The sequence below is a fragment of the Streptomyces sp. NBC_00273 genome (genome assembly GCF_036178145.1).
Lineage (GTDB): Bacteria > Actinomycetota > Actinomycetes > Streptomycetales > Streptomycetaceae > Streptomyces.
This window is the reverse complement of record NZ_CP108067.1, coordinates 1,771,058-1,786,161: the sequence shown is the minus strand read 5'-3', so window position 1 is coordinate 1,786,161 and position 15,104 is coordinate 1,771,058. Positions and strand designations below refer to the sequence as shown.

The following is a 15,104-nucleotide window of genomic DNA, read 5'->3' as shown; positions in this document are numbered from 1 at the left end:
CCGACGTCATCGAGACCGACGACAGCCGATCAGGAGAACCCCATGAACGTCGACGCCACCCAGAAGCCGCAGGGCGAGAAGTTCCGGACCGAGCTGAACGCGTTCGTCGAACAGGCCGCCACGCAGTTCGGTATCCCCGGCGTCACCGTCGGCGTGTGGGCGGACGGCCGCGAGACCTTCGCGAGTCACGGCGTGACCAGCCTCGACAACCCGCTGCCCGTCGACGAGGACACGCTGTTCCAAGTGGGCTCCACGACGAAGACCTTCACGGCGGTGGCGCTCATGCGGCTGGTCGCCGACGGCCGCGTCGAACTCGACGCGCCGGTGCGCCGGTACGTTCCCGAGCTCGTCCTCGCGGACGAGCCGGCCGCGGCCGAGATCACCGTCCTGAACCTGCTCAACCACACCTCGGGTCTGGGCTGGAACATCATCGTCGACACCGGTGACGGTGACGACGCCCTGGCCGCCTTCGTGGCGAGGATGGCCGAGCTGGAGTTCATCGGCGAGCCCGGTGCCCGCGCCTCGTACAGCCAGGCCGCGTACAACCTGCTCGGACGCGTCCTGGAGCACGTCACGGGCCTGACGTACGAGCAGGCCGTCACCTCGCTCGTGCTCGAGCCACTGGGACTGTCGAACAGCTTCTTCGGCACCGCCGACGTCATGACCCGGCGGTTCGCCGTGGGCCACGACCCTGACGAGGACGGCAACCTCGCCGTCGCGAAGGAGTGGCGGCTCATCCGGGGCAACAACCCAGGAGGGGGTCTCGCCTCCTCTGCAGCGGACGTCCTGGCCTGGGCGCGCTTCCAGCTCGGCGACGGCCGAACGGAGAACGGCGAGCAGCTCCTGCCGGCCGAGCTGCTGCACCGAATGCGGGAACGGACCGTCGAGCTGCGCGGCAGCAACCTCGGCGACGGCTTCGGCATCTGCTGGTTCCTGCGCGAGGTGGACGGTGTTCGGACGATCGAGCACGGCGGTTCGGCCAACGGCCAGTTCTGCGAGCTGGTGATCGTGCCCGAGCGGAACTTCGCGGTCGTCGCCATGGCCAATGCCGGCCCGGACGGCATCCCCTTCAACCGGACCGCCGTCCGCTGGGCCCTGGAGCACTACCTCGGCGTCGTGGACGAGGACCCGGAGCCGCTGCCGTACGACGGGGTGCGGGCCGGGGAGGTCGTCGGGGCCTACGAGAACGACGTCATGACGCTCACCGTCGCCCTTGACGGCGCGGCGCTGACCATCGCAGCGGCGATCAAGCCGGAGATCCGCGAGGCGGCCGACTTCGAGATGCCCGCGGACCACGAACCGGCCGCCATGGGCCTGCTGCCCGGCGACGGCGACGAGTTCATCGTCACTGCCGGCGGACTACGGGGACAGCGCGGCTTCTTCTCCCGAGACGCGGGCGGTGCCGTCGCCGGCATCGACCTCGGCGGCCGGATCTTCAACCGGGCACCCACCGCCTCCACGTGACCGGAGTCGTCCCGCTCCCGCCGTACGCGGTCATGGTCGGTGTGACGCGTCGGGGTCGTGCCGCGCAGCCGCCGGCGGGCGTTGCCGGGACTGAACGTGACCGAGTGACGGTCGTGGATCTCCGGTCCCATGCGGAACCACGTGCCCGAGGACGACCCGCCCCGCAGCGGGCCGGATGCCGTGGGCGGTTCTGTGCGTACCGCCGCCCCGCTCGAGACCGCCGAGGAGATCGGCCGGAGCCCGTCCGGGACCGTCTGACGGGACAGTCCGTCCCTAGGGGGGCACGGGGAACGCGCTGAGCGGCTCGCGCGGACCGGGGCGGTGGCAGTGACGGGGCTGCCGAATCTGCGGCTGCCCCGGGTGGCCGCCTTCGGCGCGGGTGGTCGGCCGTTCCCGGTACGGCAGCAGGGCCCGGACCGTGCGTCGCGGTCCGCGCCCTGCCCCGTGCGGTGCCGCCTGTGGCGGTGGTGCGTCAGCTCTGTGCGCCGTCGTCGCTCGCCTGCCCGGCGGCCTCGGCTGCGCGTGCCTTCTCGCGCATCTTGCGCACCAGCTCCGCTTTCTGGTCGGCGGCACCCTGCCGGTCGAGGTTGCGGTGCGGACCGTTGTTCTGCCGTTCGGCGCGGGACAGCCTCTTGCGCTGGCCGCCACCCTGGCCCACGGGATTGTTGATGTTCTTGCTGTCGGTCACGGGTGCTCCCGGTGGTGATGTGAAGTGATCTACGGATTCATCGGTGGGGGACGGGTGCGGCGACGTCGAAGGACGTCAGCGGGGGCCCGGCACGCTCGCACGCGTGAATCGGCGTCTGGAAGAATATGACAAAGACGTTACCCGGTGCCGTCGGCCCCGCGCGCCAAGCATTTCGCCGCCCCGGCGTCGGCCGGGCCGTCGGCGAGCGCTCGGGGTCAGCTTCCTTCCGGACATCCCGGCACGGTGGTCATGTTCGCCCCCGTGACCAGCGACTACCTGCTGCTCATCCCGCTGGGCTGGCTCCTCGGCGTCCGCGCCGGACTCGGCCTGCCGGGGATCTACCTCGCCCGGATCGGCGTCGGCGGACGGCCGATCGGTCCTCAGCATCCGGAGGGTCAGTGAGAGCGGGGGGCGTACATGATCACGGCCATGCCGGCGAGGCAGACCAACGCGCCGATGACGTCGTAGCGGTCGGGACGGTAGCCGTCGGCGACCATGCCCCAAGCGATGGATCCGGCGACGAAGATCCCGCCGTAGGCGGCGAGGATGCGGCCGAAGTGGTCGTCGGACTGGAAGGTGGCCACCACCCCGTAGAGGCCGAGTGCGATGACGCCGGCGCCGATCCAGATCCAGCCCTTGTGCTCGCGGATGCCCTGCCAGACCAGCCATGCGCCGCCGATCTCGAACACGGCGGCGACGACGAAGAGGGCGACGGAACGGGCGACGGTCATATCGGCTGACCCTACCGGCGGCCGGGGCCCGCTACCGTCAGCGGCCGGCGGACGCCTTGCAGCCGCCCCCGTCGTCACCCGCCCCCCCGCCCGTAGGGCTCCGTCAGGTCACTGTGCCGACAGCTGCGGCGTACGCGGCGGCACCGTGCGCCGGCTGCCGGTCTTCTCGAAGGCCGCGGCGAGGGCCAGCAGGGCGTTGTCGTCGTAGGCACGGCCTGCGAAGGTCAGCCCGACGGGCATGCCGGTGTCCGCCATGGCGCCCATCGGTACGGTCACGGTCGGGATGCCGAGGTGGCGGGGGACCAGGTTGCCGTTCGCGACCCAGACGCCGTTGCGCCAGCCGAGGTCGGCGGAGGCCACGGACACGTCCATGTCGGCGGGCCCGACGTCGGCGACCGCGGGGAACACCACCGCGTCCAGGCCCAGTCCGTCCATCCACAGTTCCAGGTCGACCCGGCGCGTCTCCTCGAGCCCGCGCAGTCCCTGCTCGAGGTGCGGCATGTCGGTGAGGGACGCGTACGGGCGCTCGCGCACGAGGCGCGGGTAGTCGCCGATCGTGTCGTCGAAGCCGTCGTAGCGGTCGGGCAGTTCGCCTTCCTGCTTGGGCCAGATGCGGGTGCTGTCGACCTCGGCCAGGGTGGGGAGCGCCGGGTCGCCGTTGGCGCGCAGGAAGTCGTCCCATGCCCAGGCGGACAGGTCTTCGATCTCGAAGGCGAGGTACTCGCGGCTGACCAGTCCGCGGGTGAGCAGCGACGGCGCTCCGGGGCGGTCGGACTCGTAGTTGGTCACGACGGGGAAGTCGACCTCGACGACCTCGGCGCCGGCGGCCTCCAGGTCGCGGCGGGCGGCTTCCCACAGGGCGATCACCGAGGGGCGCGTGTCGATGCGCTGACCGGTCTGGCCGCCGATGCCTCCGTCGGGGTTCGTTCCGGCGCCGGGGTCGGCGTTGACGTACATCCGGGGTACCCCGACGCGCTTGCCGGCGAGCGCGTCGTGTGCGGCCGGGGAGTCGGCGGGTGCGAGTGCCGGGTAGGAGGCGGGGCGGACCTGCGACGGGGAGGGCAGCGGCACCCACGGCTGGGCGCGCCACAGGTCCCCGCGCGTGTGCGGGTCGTCGGTCACGATGACGTCGAGCAGTTCGAGGAGGTCGGCCATGGTGCGGGTGTGCGGGACCACGACGTCCATGGTCGGTACGAGCGGCCAGTTGCCGCGGACCGAGATCACGCCGCGGCTGGGCGTGTAGGCGCACAGCGCGTTGTTCGACGCGGGTGCCCGGCCCGATGACCAGGTCTCCTCGCCGAGGCCGAACGCGCCGAAGGACGCCGCCGTCGCCGTGCCGGAGCCGTTGGACGAGCCGGAGCCGTAGGCGCTGGTGAGCCAGTCGGCGCTGTACGGGCTTTCCGCGCGGCCGTACACACCGCGCTGCATGCCGCCGTTCGCCATCGGCGGCATGTTGGTCAGGCCGATGAGGACGGCCCCGCCCGCGCGCAGCCGCTCGATGGCGAAGGCGTCGCGTTGGGCGACGAGGTGCTCGAACGCGGGGGAGCCGGACGCGGCCGTCAGACCCTTCGCGAGGTAGCTGTCCTTCGCGGTGTACGGGATGCCGTCCAGCGGACCGAGCGTCTCGCCGCGTGCGCGGCGCGCGTCGGAGGCCTCCGCGTCCGCGCGGGCGTCCGGGTTCATCACGACCATCGCGTTCAGAGCGGTGGTCGTACCGGGCCGGTCGTACGCGTCGATCCGGGCGAGGTAGGCGTCGAGCAGGCCGACAGCAGTGGTCTCGCCCTTCTCCAGCGACGCGCGCAGGTCGGCGATACAGGTCTCCACAACATCGAATCCACGCGTCATGAGGGTGTCTCCAGGGTGGTCGGGTCGGACGGGCGAGCCGCTGGGCATCGGGGCGACCGACGGCCGTCGCACTCCCCATCGCCCTGACTAGATTTTCAGTCTAGATTAGGAATCTAATCTCCTGGAAGCGAGGTGAGCGAACTCATGGCGACGTCAGAGACCGGGCCGACCGGTGCCGAGGCCGGCTCCGGGGCCGGCGTCTCTTCCCGGCCTGCCGCTGGGGCCCCGGTCGACCGGAAGCGTCAGCCCAGCGGGGACGAGGCGCGGGGGCGGGCGATGAGGGCCGCCATCAGTGTCATCGCCGAGAAGGGCACCGCAGCGGTTCGGATGTCGGACATCGCCGCGCGGGCCGGGATGAGCACCGGGCACATCCTCTACCACTTCGGAAAGAAGGACCGGCTCCTGCTCGAGGTCCTCGCATGGAGCGAGGCAGACCTCGGGACCCGGTTCCGGCGGGCCGCCGACGAGGCCGCATCCCCTGCCGAGAAGCTGGAGCTGTTCGTCCGTTTCTACCTGCCCCGCCACCAGGGCGACGAGCGCTACGCGCTGTGGACGCAGGTACTGGCCCAGCGCCACGACGAGGCGGGCCGAGAACTCCTCACCACGCTGCTGGACGGCTGGGACGAGCGCTTGGAAGCCATCGTGCGTGAGGGCCGGGACCTGGGACAGTTCGCCGACGTGGACCTTCCCGAGTTCACCATCCGGGCCGTGGCCATGCTGAGCGGGATCTCCGAGGACGTGATGTTCGGACGGTCCCGCTGGCAGCACACCTCCGCGCACGCGTTCGCCCTGTCCGCCCTCGAACGCGAACTGCGTCCGACCGGCCGGGCATGACGACGCACGCGGCCGCCGATCCCGTCCCGACGACCACGGGACAGATCGCGCTCGACATCACGCCCGCCGGGAGCCGGACCCCGCTTCATCGAGAGGGTGAGCCGCACCCGTTCGGTCGCTTCGGCTGCGAGCACCCTTGCAGGAAACGGTGCGGGGAATCCCAGGTGATCGGCGACTCCGACTGCATCGAAAGCGAGTTCCTCGGCTCCGCGGCACTTCGCGCGCCACTCGCTTCGCGCACCGGGGACGAACTTTTTGACGCCGAAGCGTAAGGGGAGTTGGGGAGACGTTGTGCTTGTGTATTGCACATTGGTTCTCCCGTCATCCCGCTGAATAGAGCGGTGCGATCTCGGAGTTGTCCGTTGAGGGTCTTCTCGGCAACGTCGAAGTTGCGGTGCGTGACCGTGTGCGGGCGGTCGAGCGGATGGCTCGCCCTCGCGTATGCGTGAAGCCTCCGATAAAGCGTTGGAAGGCGCCAGGTTGACGACGTCGACAATCGTAGGCCGACTTTCGGCCAGGTCGGCAACTCGCGCATCCACGGGGCGAACCACGCCGGCGGTCAGGAGTTGGCCCGCTGCGGCCTCGGTGAAGACGCGTCCACGGAGCCGGCGGTGATTCTCGGCGAAGTCGGCCGGCACGGTGGCGAGCGGAAGGCCCGCCCCGCTGGCCGGTACGCGTCAGCACTGCGAGGTGTCGCTCTAGACTTCATGGTCAATGGTTCGTAAAGCCAGGTGCGGCGCGGGGCGATCCCCGCACGAAACGATGGGGTAGCCAGTGCTTCTGAAAACGTTCGGCTGGTCGTTCGCGGTCACCGCGCTCGGCCTGATCGCGGCGGTGTTATACGGGGGGTGGGCCGGCTTCGGGATCGTGGCGATCCTGTCCATCCTCGAAATCTCGGTGTCCTTCGACAACGCCGTCGTCAACGCCGGGATCCTGAAGAAGATGAACGCCTTCTGGCAGAGGATCTTCCTCACCGTCGGTGTCCTGATCGCGGTCTTCGGCATGCGCCTCGTCTTCCCCGTCGTCATCGTCGCCGTCAGTGCCAAGATCGGTCCGATCGAAGCGGTACAGCTCGCGCTGGACGACAAGGACAAGTACCAGCAGCTGGTGACCGACGCCCACCCGTCCATCGCCGCCTTCGGCGGCATGTTCCTCCTGATGATCTTCCTTGACTTCATCTTCGAGGACCGCGACTACAAGTGGCTCGCGTGGTTGGAGCGTCCGCTCGCCAAGCTCGGCAAGATCGACATGCTCTCCGTCTGCATCGCGCTCATCGTGCTGCTCGTCTCTGCGATGACCTTCGCCACCCACGCCCACCAGTACGGCGGCATCCACGCGGACAAGGCGCAGACCGTCCTGGTCGCGGGGATTGCGGGCTTGATCACCTACCTGGTCGTCGGCGGCCTCTCCGGTTACTTCGAGAACAAGCTCGAGGAAGAGGAGGAGCGCGAGCACGAGGCCGAGGAAGCGGCCAGGACGAGCGGCACGAGGGTCCCGGCGGTCGTGATGGCCGGCAAGGCCGCGTTCTTCCTGTTCCTCTACCTCGAAGTCCTCGACGCGTCCTTCTCCTTCGACGGCGTCATCGCCGCCTTCGCCATCACCAACGACATCGTCCTGATGTCGCTCGGCCTCGGCATCGGCGCGATGTACGTCCGTTCGCTGACGGTCTACCTGGTCCGCCAGGGCACCCTCGACGACTACGTCTACCTGGAGCACGGCGCGCACTACGCCATCGGCGCCCTCGCCGTGATCCTGCTCGTCACCATCCAGTACGAGATCCACGAGGTCATCACCGGCCTCGTCGGCGTCGTCCTGATCGGCTGGTCCTTCATCTCCTCGGTCCGGCGCAACCGCAGGCTAGCGGCGGCCGAGGCGACGGGCGCGGGGTCCGACGAGAAGGCCGAGGTCCCCTCCGGCGTCTGAGCCGGGCCGGCAGCGCGGGCCGCAGGCCGCCGCCAGGCGCAGTGGTCGTGCTCGGCCCTTGATCCGCGACCCGTGCGGAGCGTCACCGGCCCGGAGTTCGCCGGGGGGCGGCCCGCGAGTTCCGGCGGCGGCGGTGAGGGCCTCGAACTCCTGGTCCTCGAGCCGCACCAGTGCGGCGTTGACGTTCTCCTCCAGATGCGCGGCACTGGACGTACCCGGAATCGGGAGCACCACCGGGGAGCGGCGCAGGGCGGGCGAGTTCGCCCGTGGCGATCGGGAACCAAGGGATGAAGGCCATGTTCTCGGCCTCGGCGTACGTGAGCACGCCTTCGGCGGACCGGTTCGCGAGGTTGTAGAGGTTCTGCACGGAGACGATGTCAGCGTGCCTGCGGGCCTGGCCCCGCGTGATCAGTACGGCCAGGACCAGTCCGCGACGTCCGGCAGGTCGGTGCCGTGTTCGCGGATCCAGTCGTGGTGGCGGATGCGCTGGTCGACCATGGCCTGGCGCAGCACTTCGGCGCGGCGCGCGAGGCCGGGTACGCGGTCGATGACGTCCATGACGAGCCGGTAGCGGTCCATGTCGTTGCGCACGACCATGTCGAAGGGGGTGGTCGTGGTGCCGGACTCCTTATAGCCGCGGACGTGCAGCTGGGAGTGGCCGGTCCGGCGGTAGGCGAGGCGGTGGATGAGCCACGGGTAGCCGTGGTAGGCGAAGACCACCGGCCTGTCGGTGGTGAAGAGGGCGTCGTACTCGGGGTCCGTCAGGCCGTGGGGGTGTTCCTCGTGGGGCATGAGCCGGGCGATGTCGACGACGTTGACGACGCGGACGGCCAGCGAGGGGAGGTGCTCGCGGAGCAGGGCCGCTGCGGCCAGCACCTCCATGGTGGGCACGTCGCCGGCGCAGGCGAGTACGACGTCCGGTTCGCGGGAGCCGTGGTCGGTGCCCGCCCACTCCCAGATCCCGGCGCCGCGCGTCACGTGGGTGCGCGCCTCGTCGATGGGCAGCCAGTCGTAGCAGGGCTGTTTGCCGGCGACGATCACGTTGACCTGGTCACGGCTGCGCAGGGCGTGGTCGGCCACGGCGAGGAGGGTGTTGGCGTCCGGCGGCAGGTAGACCCGTACGACCTCGGGGCTCTTGTTGAGGACGTGATCCACGAATCCGGGGTCCTGGTGCGAGAAGCCGTTGTTGTCCTGGCGCCAGACGTGGGAGGTGAGCAGGTAGTTGAGGGAGGCGATCGGCGCGCGCCAGGACAGTTCGCGTGCGGTCTTCAGCCACTTGATGTGCTGGCCGACCATGGAGTCGACGATGTGGGCGAAGGCCTCGTAGGTGGAGAAGAGGCCGTGGCGGCCGGTGAGGAGGTAGCCCTCCAGCCAGCCCTGGCATACGTGCTCGGAGAGGATCTCCATGACCCGGCCGTCGCGGGACAGGTTCCGGTCCGTGGCCTCCGTGATGCCCTGCCAGGCCTTGCCGGTGGCCCCGTACAGGTCGTCCAGCCGGTTGGAGGCGGTCTCGTCCGGACCGACGACCCTGAAGTCCCTCCGCCCGGCCGTCTCCCGCATGACCTGGGTGAGGAAGCGCCCCAGGACACGGGTCGGTTCGTGCAGGGTGCTGCCCGGCTTCGCGACGGGGACGGCGTGCGCCTCGAGCGCGGGCAGCGGCAGGGGTCGCAGCAGGCGGCCCCCGTTCGCGTACGGCACGGCGCCGAGGCGGCGCTCGCCTTCCGGAACGTAGGCCAGGACCTGCGGCGTCGGGTGGCCGTCGGCGTCGAAGAGCTCCTCCGGCCGGTACGAGCGCAGCCAGTCCTCCAGCTGCCGCAGGTGTGCCGGGTTCTCGCGCACACCGGCGAGCGGGACCTGGTGGGCCCGCCACGTGCCCTCGACCGGGTCGCCGTCGACGGATGCCGGACCGGTCCAGCCCTTGGGCGTACGCAGGACGATCACCGGCCAACGCGCGTACTCCCGTCCCGGGTCGGTGCCCGTCGCCCGTGCCTCCTGCTGGATCGCGGCGATGCGGTCCAGGGCGTGGTCCAGCGCGCGGGCCATGGCGCGGTGCACCTGGGCGGGGTCGCTGCCGGTCACGTACAGCGGGTCGTGCCCGTAACCGCGCAGCAGCGCGTCGAGCTCGGCCTCGGGGATCCGGGACAGCACGGTCGGATTGGCGATCTTGTAGCCGTTCAGGTGCAGGATCGGCAGGACCGCCCCGTCGTGGACCGGGTCGAGGAACTTGTTCGAATGCCAGGACGCGGCGAGCGGTCCGGTCTCCGCCTCGCCGTCGCCGACGACGCAGGCCACCAGCAGGCCGGGGTGGTCGAAGGCGGCTCCGTAGGCGTGGGCGAGGGCGTACCCCAGTTCCCCGCCCTCGTGCACGGAACCGGGGGTCTCCGGCGCCACGTGGCTCGGCACCCCGCCGGGGAAGGAGAACTGCCGGAAGAGCCTGGCTATGCCGTCGGCGTCGCGGCTCACGTCCGGGTAGGTCTCGCTGTACGTGCCCTCCAGCCAGGAGTTGGCGAGGACTGCGGGTCCACCGTGGCCCGGGCCCCAGACGCACAGGGCTTCCAGCGAGCGTTCCCCGATGACGCGGTTGAGGTGGGTGTGCACCAGGTTCAGTCCGGGCGAGGTGCCCCAGTGGCCGAGCAGCCGCGGCTTGATGTGCTCCGGCCTGAGCGGTTCGGCCAGCAGGGGGTTGCCCATGAGGTAGATCTGGCCGACGGCCAGGTAGTTGGCGGCGCGCCAGTGGGCGTCCAGTTCCGAGATCGAATGCGCGCTCAACGCGGTCATGTCCGCTCCTGCGTACGAGGGTCCGGGACGTTCGTCGACTGAGCCGATGCCGACAGCCTGCGCCCTGCCGGGGTACGGCCGGCAGGGGAGGACCGTCCCTCGGGGAGGGACGGTCGGCCCTTATCCGCACCTGTCCCGCCCGAGGACAGTGGATCCCGGTGGCGCCCGGTCCTCCCCGGCCGGCGCCACCCGTTCCAGCCCGTGACCCCGATGCCTAGCGCATCAGTACGGAGGACAGACCTGTGAAGCGCACCCTCGTCGTCGGAGTGGACGGTTCCGCCGAGAGCCGGGCCGCTGCCGACTGGGCCGCGCGGGAAGCCGTGCGCCGCGACATGCACGTGCACGTGGTGCACGCCTGGCTGTGGCAGCCGCTCGCCGTCCCGGTCGTCCAGGACCGCGGCACCGAGGCTCGCCGGGCCCAGGAGATCCTGGAGGAGACGGAGGCCGGGCTCACGCGCCGACACCCGCGGCTCTCGCTCTCCGCGGAAGTGGTGCCGGACGTTCCCGTACCGGCCCTGCTGCACGCCGCCAAGGGCGCGGAGATGCTGGTGCTCGGCACCCGCGGGCACGGCGCGCTGGCAGGCTTCCTGCTGGGCTCCTACGGGCAGCAGCTGATCGCCTCCGCCGAGTGCCCCGTCGTCTCCGTCCGGGCCCGCGACGGCAAGCCGGTGTTCGGGGGCGACGAGGGCGAGGTCGTCGTCGGGCAGCAAGGTGGCGTGCAGGAGTCCGCCGAGGTACTGGGCTTCGCCTTCGAGGCGGCCGCAGCGCGCAAGGTCCCGCTCCGCGCGGTCCGGGCCTGGAGCCCGCCTCCGGTCTACGGCTACAGCCCCGGTTCGATGTGGATCGCCGAGCAGTTCGGCGGACTGGAGCCGTTCGAGCAGGCCGCGCTCGATCAGGCGCTGGAGCCGTGGCGGCTGAGGTTCCCCGAGGTGGAGGTCGTCGCGCACGTGAAGCGGGGTGGCGCCGGCCACGTGCTGTTGTCCGAAGCGTCGGACGCCCGACTGCTCGTCGTGGGCCGCCGGGTCCGCGAGTCGGCGGTGGGCGTGCGGATCGGGTCGGTGGCCCATGCCGTGCTCCACCACTCGGCCTGCCCGGTCGCCGTCGTCCCGCACCACTGACCACCGGGCCGAAGGCGGAGCCGGGCACGCGCCCGTACGGCGTGCCCGGCTCCTCCCGCGGACGGCTCCTACTCGGCGGCCGGGGCCGGGGCCGGGTGCCGGCCGGGCGGGGTCAGCGCGTGACTGGCGATCACCGCGGCCTGGACGCGCCTCTCCACGCCGAGCTTGATGAAGAGCCGCGAGATGATGTTCTTGACGGTCTTCTCCGCGAGGTACAGCCGCCCGCCGATCTCCCGGTTGGTGAGACCCTCGCTGACCATGAGGAGGATCTCCTTCTCCCGGTCCGTGAAACCGGGAAGCCCCGGGGCCTGCTCCTCCTTGGGCACGTCGCCGCGCATGCGGGCCATCAGCCGCGTGGTGGCCCCGGGGTCGAGCATCGACTGTCCGGAGGCCACCGTCCGGACGGCGGTCACGAGGTCGGTGCCGGTGATCTGCTTGAGCACGTAGCCGGAGGCCCCCGCCATCACGGCGTCCAGCAGCGCCTCCTCGTCGTCGAACGACGTGAGCATCAGGCAGGCCAGCTCGGGCATCCGCGAGCGCAACTCCCGGCACACGCTCACCCCGTCGCCGTCCTGGAGCCGTACGTCCAAGATCGCGACCCGGGGGCGCAGCGCGGGGATGCGGATCAACGCCTGTTCCGCCGTGCCCGCTTCACCGACCACGGTCAGGTCGGGCTCGGCGTCCAACAGGTCGTGCACGCCCCGGCGTACGACTTCGTGGTCGTCGAGCAGGAAGACGCTGATGGGCTCCGTCGCGGGGGAGGGGACACCGCTGCCGGTCATGACGCAACTCCTTAGCCTGGGTCCGTCCTTGACGCACGAACACCGGCATCCTGCCTCCCCTACGGCCGGACGGACAGGGCCGATCGGCCCTCATCGGCCGGGCGCCGGGTGCGGCGGGGGCGGTCGAAGCCTCCGGAAGAAGGGACCTTCGGCCCTGTCCGCAGGGCCTGCCGGGCCTTCCCGGGTGCACGCCGCACCGGATGAACTGAGGGCGCACGGGGAACGGCGCGACTCGACGGAGCCGCACGCAGCGCGGAGGACACCATGACGACCGCCTTGATCGACCTGAAGACCGTGGGCCGCGACGACCGCGGTCTGAGAATCGCCCTGGCCGGAGAGCTCGACTTCTTCACGGTCGGGCACGTGGCTCCGCGCCTGCGCGAGCTCGCCGGATCCGGCCACCGCAACATCGTCCTGGACCTGTGCGGCCTCTCCTTCTGCGACAGCGCCGGCATCGACCTCCTCATCCGTCTCCACCGCCGCTGCCGTGCCGAGGGAACGTGCCTCCTGCTGTGCGACGTTCCGCCCCTGGTGGTGAAGTCCATGCGGGTGCTCGCTGCCGACCGCGACCTGCAGTTCGTCGTTCTGTGAGGTGCACACCATGGATCAGGAAGCCTTACGGCGACCCGGCGGTCGGATCGGTGACATGACCGCCGCCCGGCACATGCGGGAGCTGGACAGGGCCGAAGCCCTGCGGCTGCTCTCGACGGTGTCCCTGGGACGCATCGTCTTCACGCAGCACGCGCTGCCCGCCGTCCGGCCGGTCAACCACCTCGTCGAGGGCGAGGACATCATCGTCCGGATCCACGACGGCGGGGCGTTGGCCTCCCTGGCGGCGCCCGCCGACGCCCCCGGCGTGGTGGTGGCCTATGAAGCGGACGACATCGATCCCGTCACCCACCTCGGCTGGAGCGTCGTCATCACCGGCTACGCGAGGGCAGTGGTCGACACCGACGAGGTGGACCGGTACGCGCACTTGCTACGCCCCTGGGTGGCACGCCCGATGACCAGCGCCCTGCGGATCCACCCCGACCTCGTCACCGGGTTTCGGCTGGAGGCGGATCCGACGCGGCTGGTGCCGGCGGCCCGGGGCTGAACCCGGCAGGCGCCCCGGTCCTCAGCTCCCGGTGCGCAGGGGCGCCCGCCAGACGAGCCTGGTGCCCCCCTCATCGGGAGTCTCGTGCGTGAAGGACCCGCCCAGGCTCTGCGCCCGCTCGGTGAGGTTGCGCAAGCCGCTTCTGCGTCCCTGGGCCGGCAGGCCCTTCCCGTCGTCCGAGACGGCCAGCATGATCTCGTCCCGGCCGGCCTTGAGGGTCACGCCGACCCGGGTGGCCTGCGCGTGGCGGGCGACGTTGCTGAGGAGTTCACCCAGTACGGCCATGACGTGGTCGGCTATGTGCGCCGGTACGTCGGTGTCGAGCAGGCCCTCCATGCTCAGGCGCGGCGGGTGACGGAGGGTGGTGGCCGCGTCGCCGACGGCCCGGGCGGCGCGCGCCCGTAAACCGGGTTCGCCCTCGCGGTCCTTGGTGCGGAGTCCGAAGATCGTCGATCGGATGATCTTGATGGTTTCGTCCAGGTCGTCGACCGCGCGGCCGACCCGTTCGGCGGCCCCTTCGTGCTCGACGAGCCGGGCGGCGCTCTGCAAGGTCATGCCGGTGGCGAAGAGCCGCTGGATGGCCAGGTCGTGCAGGTCGCGGGCGATGCGGTCGCGCTCCTCCAGCAGGGCTATCTGCTCGGCGTCCCGGCGCCGCTCCGCCAGTTCCAGGGCGAGCGCGGCCTGACCGGCGAAGGCCACGAGGGGCTCCAGCTCTCCGTCGCCGAAAGCCGGTTCTCCCGCCGCGCGCGCGAGCAGCAGGACGCCCCGGCTCTCGCTGCCCGCGGTGCCCAACGGGACGGCCACGGCGGGCCCCGATCCGTCCTGCGCCTGGGCCTCGGCCGGGTAGCGTTCGTCGGCCGAGGGCAGCACGGCCGTGACGGGCTTGCCGGCCCGGTGCGCCGCTCCCGAGAGCGTGCCGGCGAAGGGGACGACGAGGCCCCGCCGCGCGCTCGCGTCCGTACCGGCCGCGAACTCCACGACCAGGCCGTCGATACCGGCCACGGGCATGGCGATGTCCGCGATGCGTGCCGCGGTGATCTCTTGTGCCCGGCGGGCGATGAGCTCGAGCACCGCCGGGCGCGAACTACCGGACAACAGGCTCTCGGTGATCTCCGCATTCGCCTTCAGCCATCGCTGCTGGCGCTGCGAGCCCTCGTAGAGCCGCGCGTTGTCGATCGCCACGCCCGCCGCCACCGAAAGGGTGGAGATCACGGTCTCGTCCTCGGTGTCGAAGTCGAGACCGCCCCGCTTGTCGGTCAGGTAAAGGTTGCCGAACACCTCGTCGCGGACCCGGATCGGTACGCCCAGGAACGTGCGCATGGGCGGGTGATGGGCCGGAAAGCCGTACGACGAGGAGTGCGCGCCGAGATCGGTGAGGCGCAGGGGCTCCGGGTGGTGGATGACCTCCCCGAGCAGGCCGTGGCCGGCCGGCAGGGGGCCGATCCCGGCGATCTCCCGGTCCGTGAGTCCCACGGTCAGGAACTGGGCGAGCGTGCGGCCGTCGGGGCCGATCACGCCCAGCGCGCCGTACTCGGCGTCGACGAGCAGCGCGGCGGCCTCCACGATCCGCCGGAGCACCTGGGCCAGGTCCAGCTCCCGCCCGACCGACACGACGGCCTCCAGGAGGCTGTGTACCCGGTCACGGGTACCGCGCACCGCGTCGATGCGCACTTGGAGCTCGTCCAGCAGCTCGTCCAGTCGCATCCGCGGTACCCGGGTCAACGGATTCCCCACACCCACGCGCTTTCCCTCCGGCGGCTCGCTCGGTTGCCCGATCCACGGTCAGCGTATCGACACGCCCGGGCCCGATGGGTGTTGTTGCGCACGGATGCCCGCCGTGACTCA

At 71.1% G+C, this 15,104-nt stretch carries 15 protein-coding genes and 2 pseudogenes; 10 read left to right on the top strand and 7 right to left on the bottom strand.

Annotated features, from left to right (window positions below; all coding sequences use genetic code 11):
- The first annotated feature begins 42 nt into the window (after window positions 1–42).
- Both OG386_RS07665 and OG386_RS07660 read left to right on the top strand, forming a co-directional pair.
- Entirely contained in the window at window positions 43–1,464 is a 1,422-nt protein-coding gene (locus OG386_RS07665; protein WP_328787405.1) for a serine hydrolase domain-containing protein, read from the top strand.
- Between the two features lie 129 nt (window positions 1,465–1,593).
- Entirely contained in the window at window positions 1,594–1,722 is a 129-nt protein-coding gene (locus tag OG386_RS07660) for a hypothetical protein (protein ID WP_328787404.1), read from the top strand.
- Window positions 1,723–1,936: 214 nt separating this feature from the next.
- Here the strand turns inward: OG386_RS07660 and OG386_RS07655 are convergent, their stop codons facing one another.
- A complete protein-coding gene (locus OG386_RS07655; RefSeq protein ID WP_328787403.1) occupies window positions 1,937–2,152 on the bottom strand; it encodes a DUF6243 family protein in 216 nt (71 codons plus the stop codon).
- Between the two features lie 261 nt (window positions 2,153–2,413).
- On the opposite strand from OG386_RS07655, the gene OG386_RS07650 reads away from it, so the two are divergent.
- Window positions 2,414–2,554, top strand: coding sequence for a hypothetical protein (locus OG386_RS07650; protein ID WP_328787402.1), 141 nt, complete (start codon window positions 2,414–2,416; stop codon window positions 2,552–2,554).
- Here the strand turns inward: OG386_RS07650 and OG386_RS07645 are convergent.
- Window positions 2,548–2,883: a YnfA family protein gene (locus tag OG386_RS07645; RefSeq protein WP_328787401.1), complete on the bottom strand. Its 336-nt coding sequence runs from the start codon at window positions 2,881–2,883 to the stop codon at window positions 2,548–2,550. The genes OG386_RS07650 and OG386_RS07645 overlap by 7 nt on opposite strands.
- 108 nt (window positions 2,884–2,991) lie before the next feature.
- The gene (locus OG386_RS07640; protein ID WP_328787400.1) at window positions 2,992–4,728 is read right to left on the bottom strand and encodes an amidase; all 1,737 of its coding nucleotides are present in this window, start codon (window positions 4,726–4,728) and stop codon (window positions 2,992–2,994) included.
- Window positions 4,729–4,872: 144 nt separating this feature from the next.
- On the opposite strand from OG386_RS07640, the gene OG386_RS07635 reads away from it, so the two are divergent.
- From OG386_RS07635 to OG386_RS07620, 4 genes and pseudogenes are all read left to right on the top strand, one after another.
- On the top strand, window positions 4,873–5,562 hold the full coding sequence (locus tag OG386_RS07635; RefSeq protein ID WP_328787399.1) for a TetR/AcrR family transcriptional regulator: 690 nt from the start codon (window positions 4,873–4,875) through the stop codon (window positions 5,560–5,562).
- Window positions 5,559–5,834, top strand: a complete 276-nt coding sequence (locus OG386_RS07630) for a hypothetical protein (protein WP_328787398.1) — start codon at window positions 5,559–5,561, stop codon at window positions 5,832–5,834. Before OG386_RS07635 ends, OG386_RS07630 begins: the two co-directional genes overlap by 4 nt.
- A gap of 219 nt (window positions 5,835–6,053) precedes the next feature.
- Window positions 6,054–6,287, top strand: a pseudogene (locus OG386_RS07625) (TerD family protein); the annotation flags it as partial.
- Between the two features lie 49 nt (window positions 6,288–6,336).
- Window positions 6,337–7,485 carry a DUF475 domain-containing protein gene (locus OG386_RS07620; RefSeq protein ID WP_328787397.1) on the top strand — a complete coding sequence of 383 codons (1,149 nt, stop codon included), beginning with the start codon at window positions 6,337–6,339 and terminating at the stop codon, window positions 7,483–7,485.
- Window positions 7,486–7,611: 126 nt separating this feature from the next.
- On the opposite strand, the pseudogene OG386_RS07615 reads toward OG386_RS07620, so the two are convergent.
- Window positions 7,612–7,882, bottom strand: a pseudogene (locus OG386_RS07615) (aldo/keto reductase); the annotation flags it as partial.
- An 11-nt stretch (window positions 7,883–7,893) separates the two neighbouring features.
- A complete protein-coding gene (locus OG386_RS07610; protein WP_328787396.1) occupies window positions 7,894–10,263 on the bottom strand; it encodes a phosphoketolase family protein in 2,370 nt (789 codons plus the stop codon).
- A 242-nt stretch (window positions 10,264–10,505) separates the two neighbouring features.
- On the opposite strand from OG386_RS07610, the gene OG386_RS07605 reads away from it, so the two are divergent.
- Entirely contained in the window at window positions 10,506–11,381 is an 876-nt protein-coding gene (locus OG386_RS07605) for a universal stress protein (protein WP_328787395.1), read from the top strand.
- Window positions 11,382–11,449: 68 nt separating this feature from the next.
- On the opposite strand, the gene OG386_RS07600 is transcribed toward OG386_RS07605, so the two are convergent.
- Window positions 11,450–12,163, bottom strand: a complete 714-nt coding sequence (locus OG386_RS07600) for a response regulator transcription factor (protein ID WP_328787394.1) — start codon at window positions 12,161–12,163, stop codon at window positions 11,450–11,452.
- Window positions 12,164–12,427: 264 nt separating this feature from the next.
- Here OG386_RS07600 and OG386_RS07595 point away from each other — a divergent pair, with 264 nt between their 5' ends.
- Complete coding sequence (locus OG386_RS07595; protein ID WP_328787393.1) at window positions 12,428–12,754, top strand: STAS domain-containing protein; 327 nt, start codon at window positions 12,428–12,430, stop codon at window positions 12,752–12,754.
- 10 nt (window positions 12,755–12,764) lie between these two features.
- Window positions 12,765–13,259 (top strand): pyridoxamine 5'-phosphate oxidase family protein, encoded by a 495-nt coding sequence (locus OG386_RS07590; RefSeq protein WP_385283812.1) that lies wholly within the window; start codon window positions 12,765–12,767, stop codon window positions 13,257–13,259.
- Window positions 13,260–13,280: 21 nt separating this feature from the next.
- Here OG386_RS07590 and OG386_RS07585 read toward each other — a convergent pair whose 3' ends face one another.
- Window positions 13,281–14,963: a sensor histidine kinase gene (locus tag OG386_RS07585; protein ID WP_328787392.1), complete on the bottom strand. Its 1,683-nt coding sequence runs from the start codon at window positions 14,961–14,963 to the stop codon at window positions 13,281–13,283.
- Window positions 14,964–15,104: the final 141 nt, after the last annotated feature.

What these genes read in the sequence shown, in the direction of transcription:
- OG386_RS07665 (WP_328787405.1), top strand. Translation starts at nt 43, where the DNA reads ATGAACGTCGACGCCACCCAGAAGCCGCAGGGCGAGAAGTTCCGGACC.
- OG386_RS07660 (WP_328787404.1), top strand. Translation starts at nt 1,594, where the DNA reads ATGCGGAACCACGTGCCCGAGGACGACCCGCCCCGCAGCGGGCCGGAT.
- OG386_RS07645 (WP_328787401.1), bottom strand. Translation starts at nt 2,883, where the DNA reads ATGACCGTCGCCCGTTCCGTCGCCCTCTTCGTCGTCGCCGCCGTGTTC.
- OG386_RS07640 (WP_328787400.1), bottom strand. Translation starts at nt 4,728, where the DNA reads ATGACGCGTGGATTCGATGTTGTGGAGACCTGTATCGCCGACCTGCGC.
- OG386_RS07635 (WP_328787399.1), top strand. Translation starts at nt 4,873, where the DNA reads ATGGCGACGTCAGAGACCGGGCCGACCGGTGCCGAGGCCGGCTCCGGG.
- OG386_RS07630 (WP_328787398.1), top strand. Translation starts at nt 5,559, where the DNA reads ATGACGACGCACGCGGCCGCCGATCCCGTCCCGACGACCACGGGACAG.
- OG386_RS07610 (WP_328787396.1), bottom strand. Translation starts at nt 10,263, where the DNA reads ATGACCGCGTTGAGCGCGCATTCGATCTCGGAACTGGACGCCCACTGG.
- OG386_RS07600 (WP_328787394.1), bottom strand. Translation starts at nt 12,163, where the DNA reads ATGACCGGCAGCGGTGTCCCCTCCCCCGCGACGGAGCCCATCAGCGTC.
- OG386_RS07595 (WP_328787393.1), top strand. Translation starts at nt 12,428, where the DNA reads ATGACGACCGCCTTGATCGACCTGAAGACCGTGGGCCGCGACGACCGC.
- OG386_RS07590 (WP_385283812.1), top strand. Translation starts at nt 12,765, where the DNA reads ATGGATCAGGAAGCCTTACGGCGACCCGGCGGTCGGATCGGTGACATG.
- OG386_RS07585 (WP_328787392.1), bottom strand. Translation starts at nt 14,963, where the DNA reads ATGCGACTGGACGAGCTGCTGGACGAGCTCCAAGTGCGCATCGACGCG.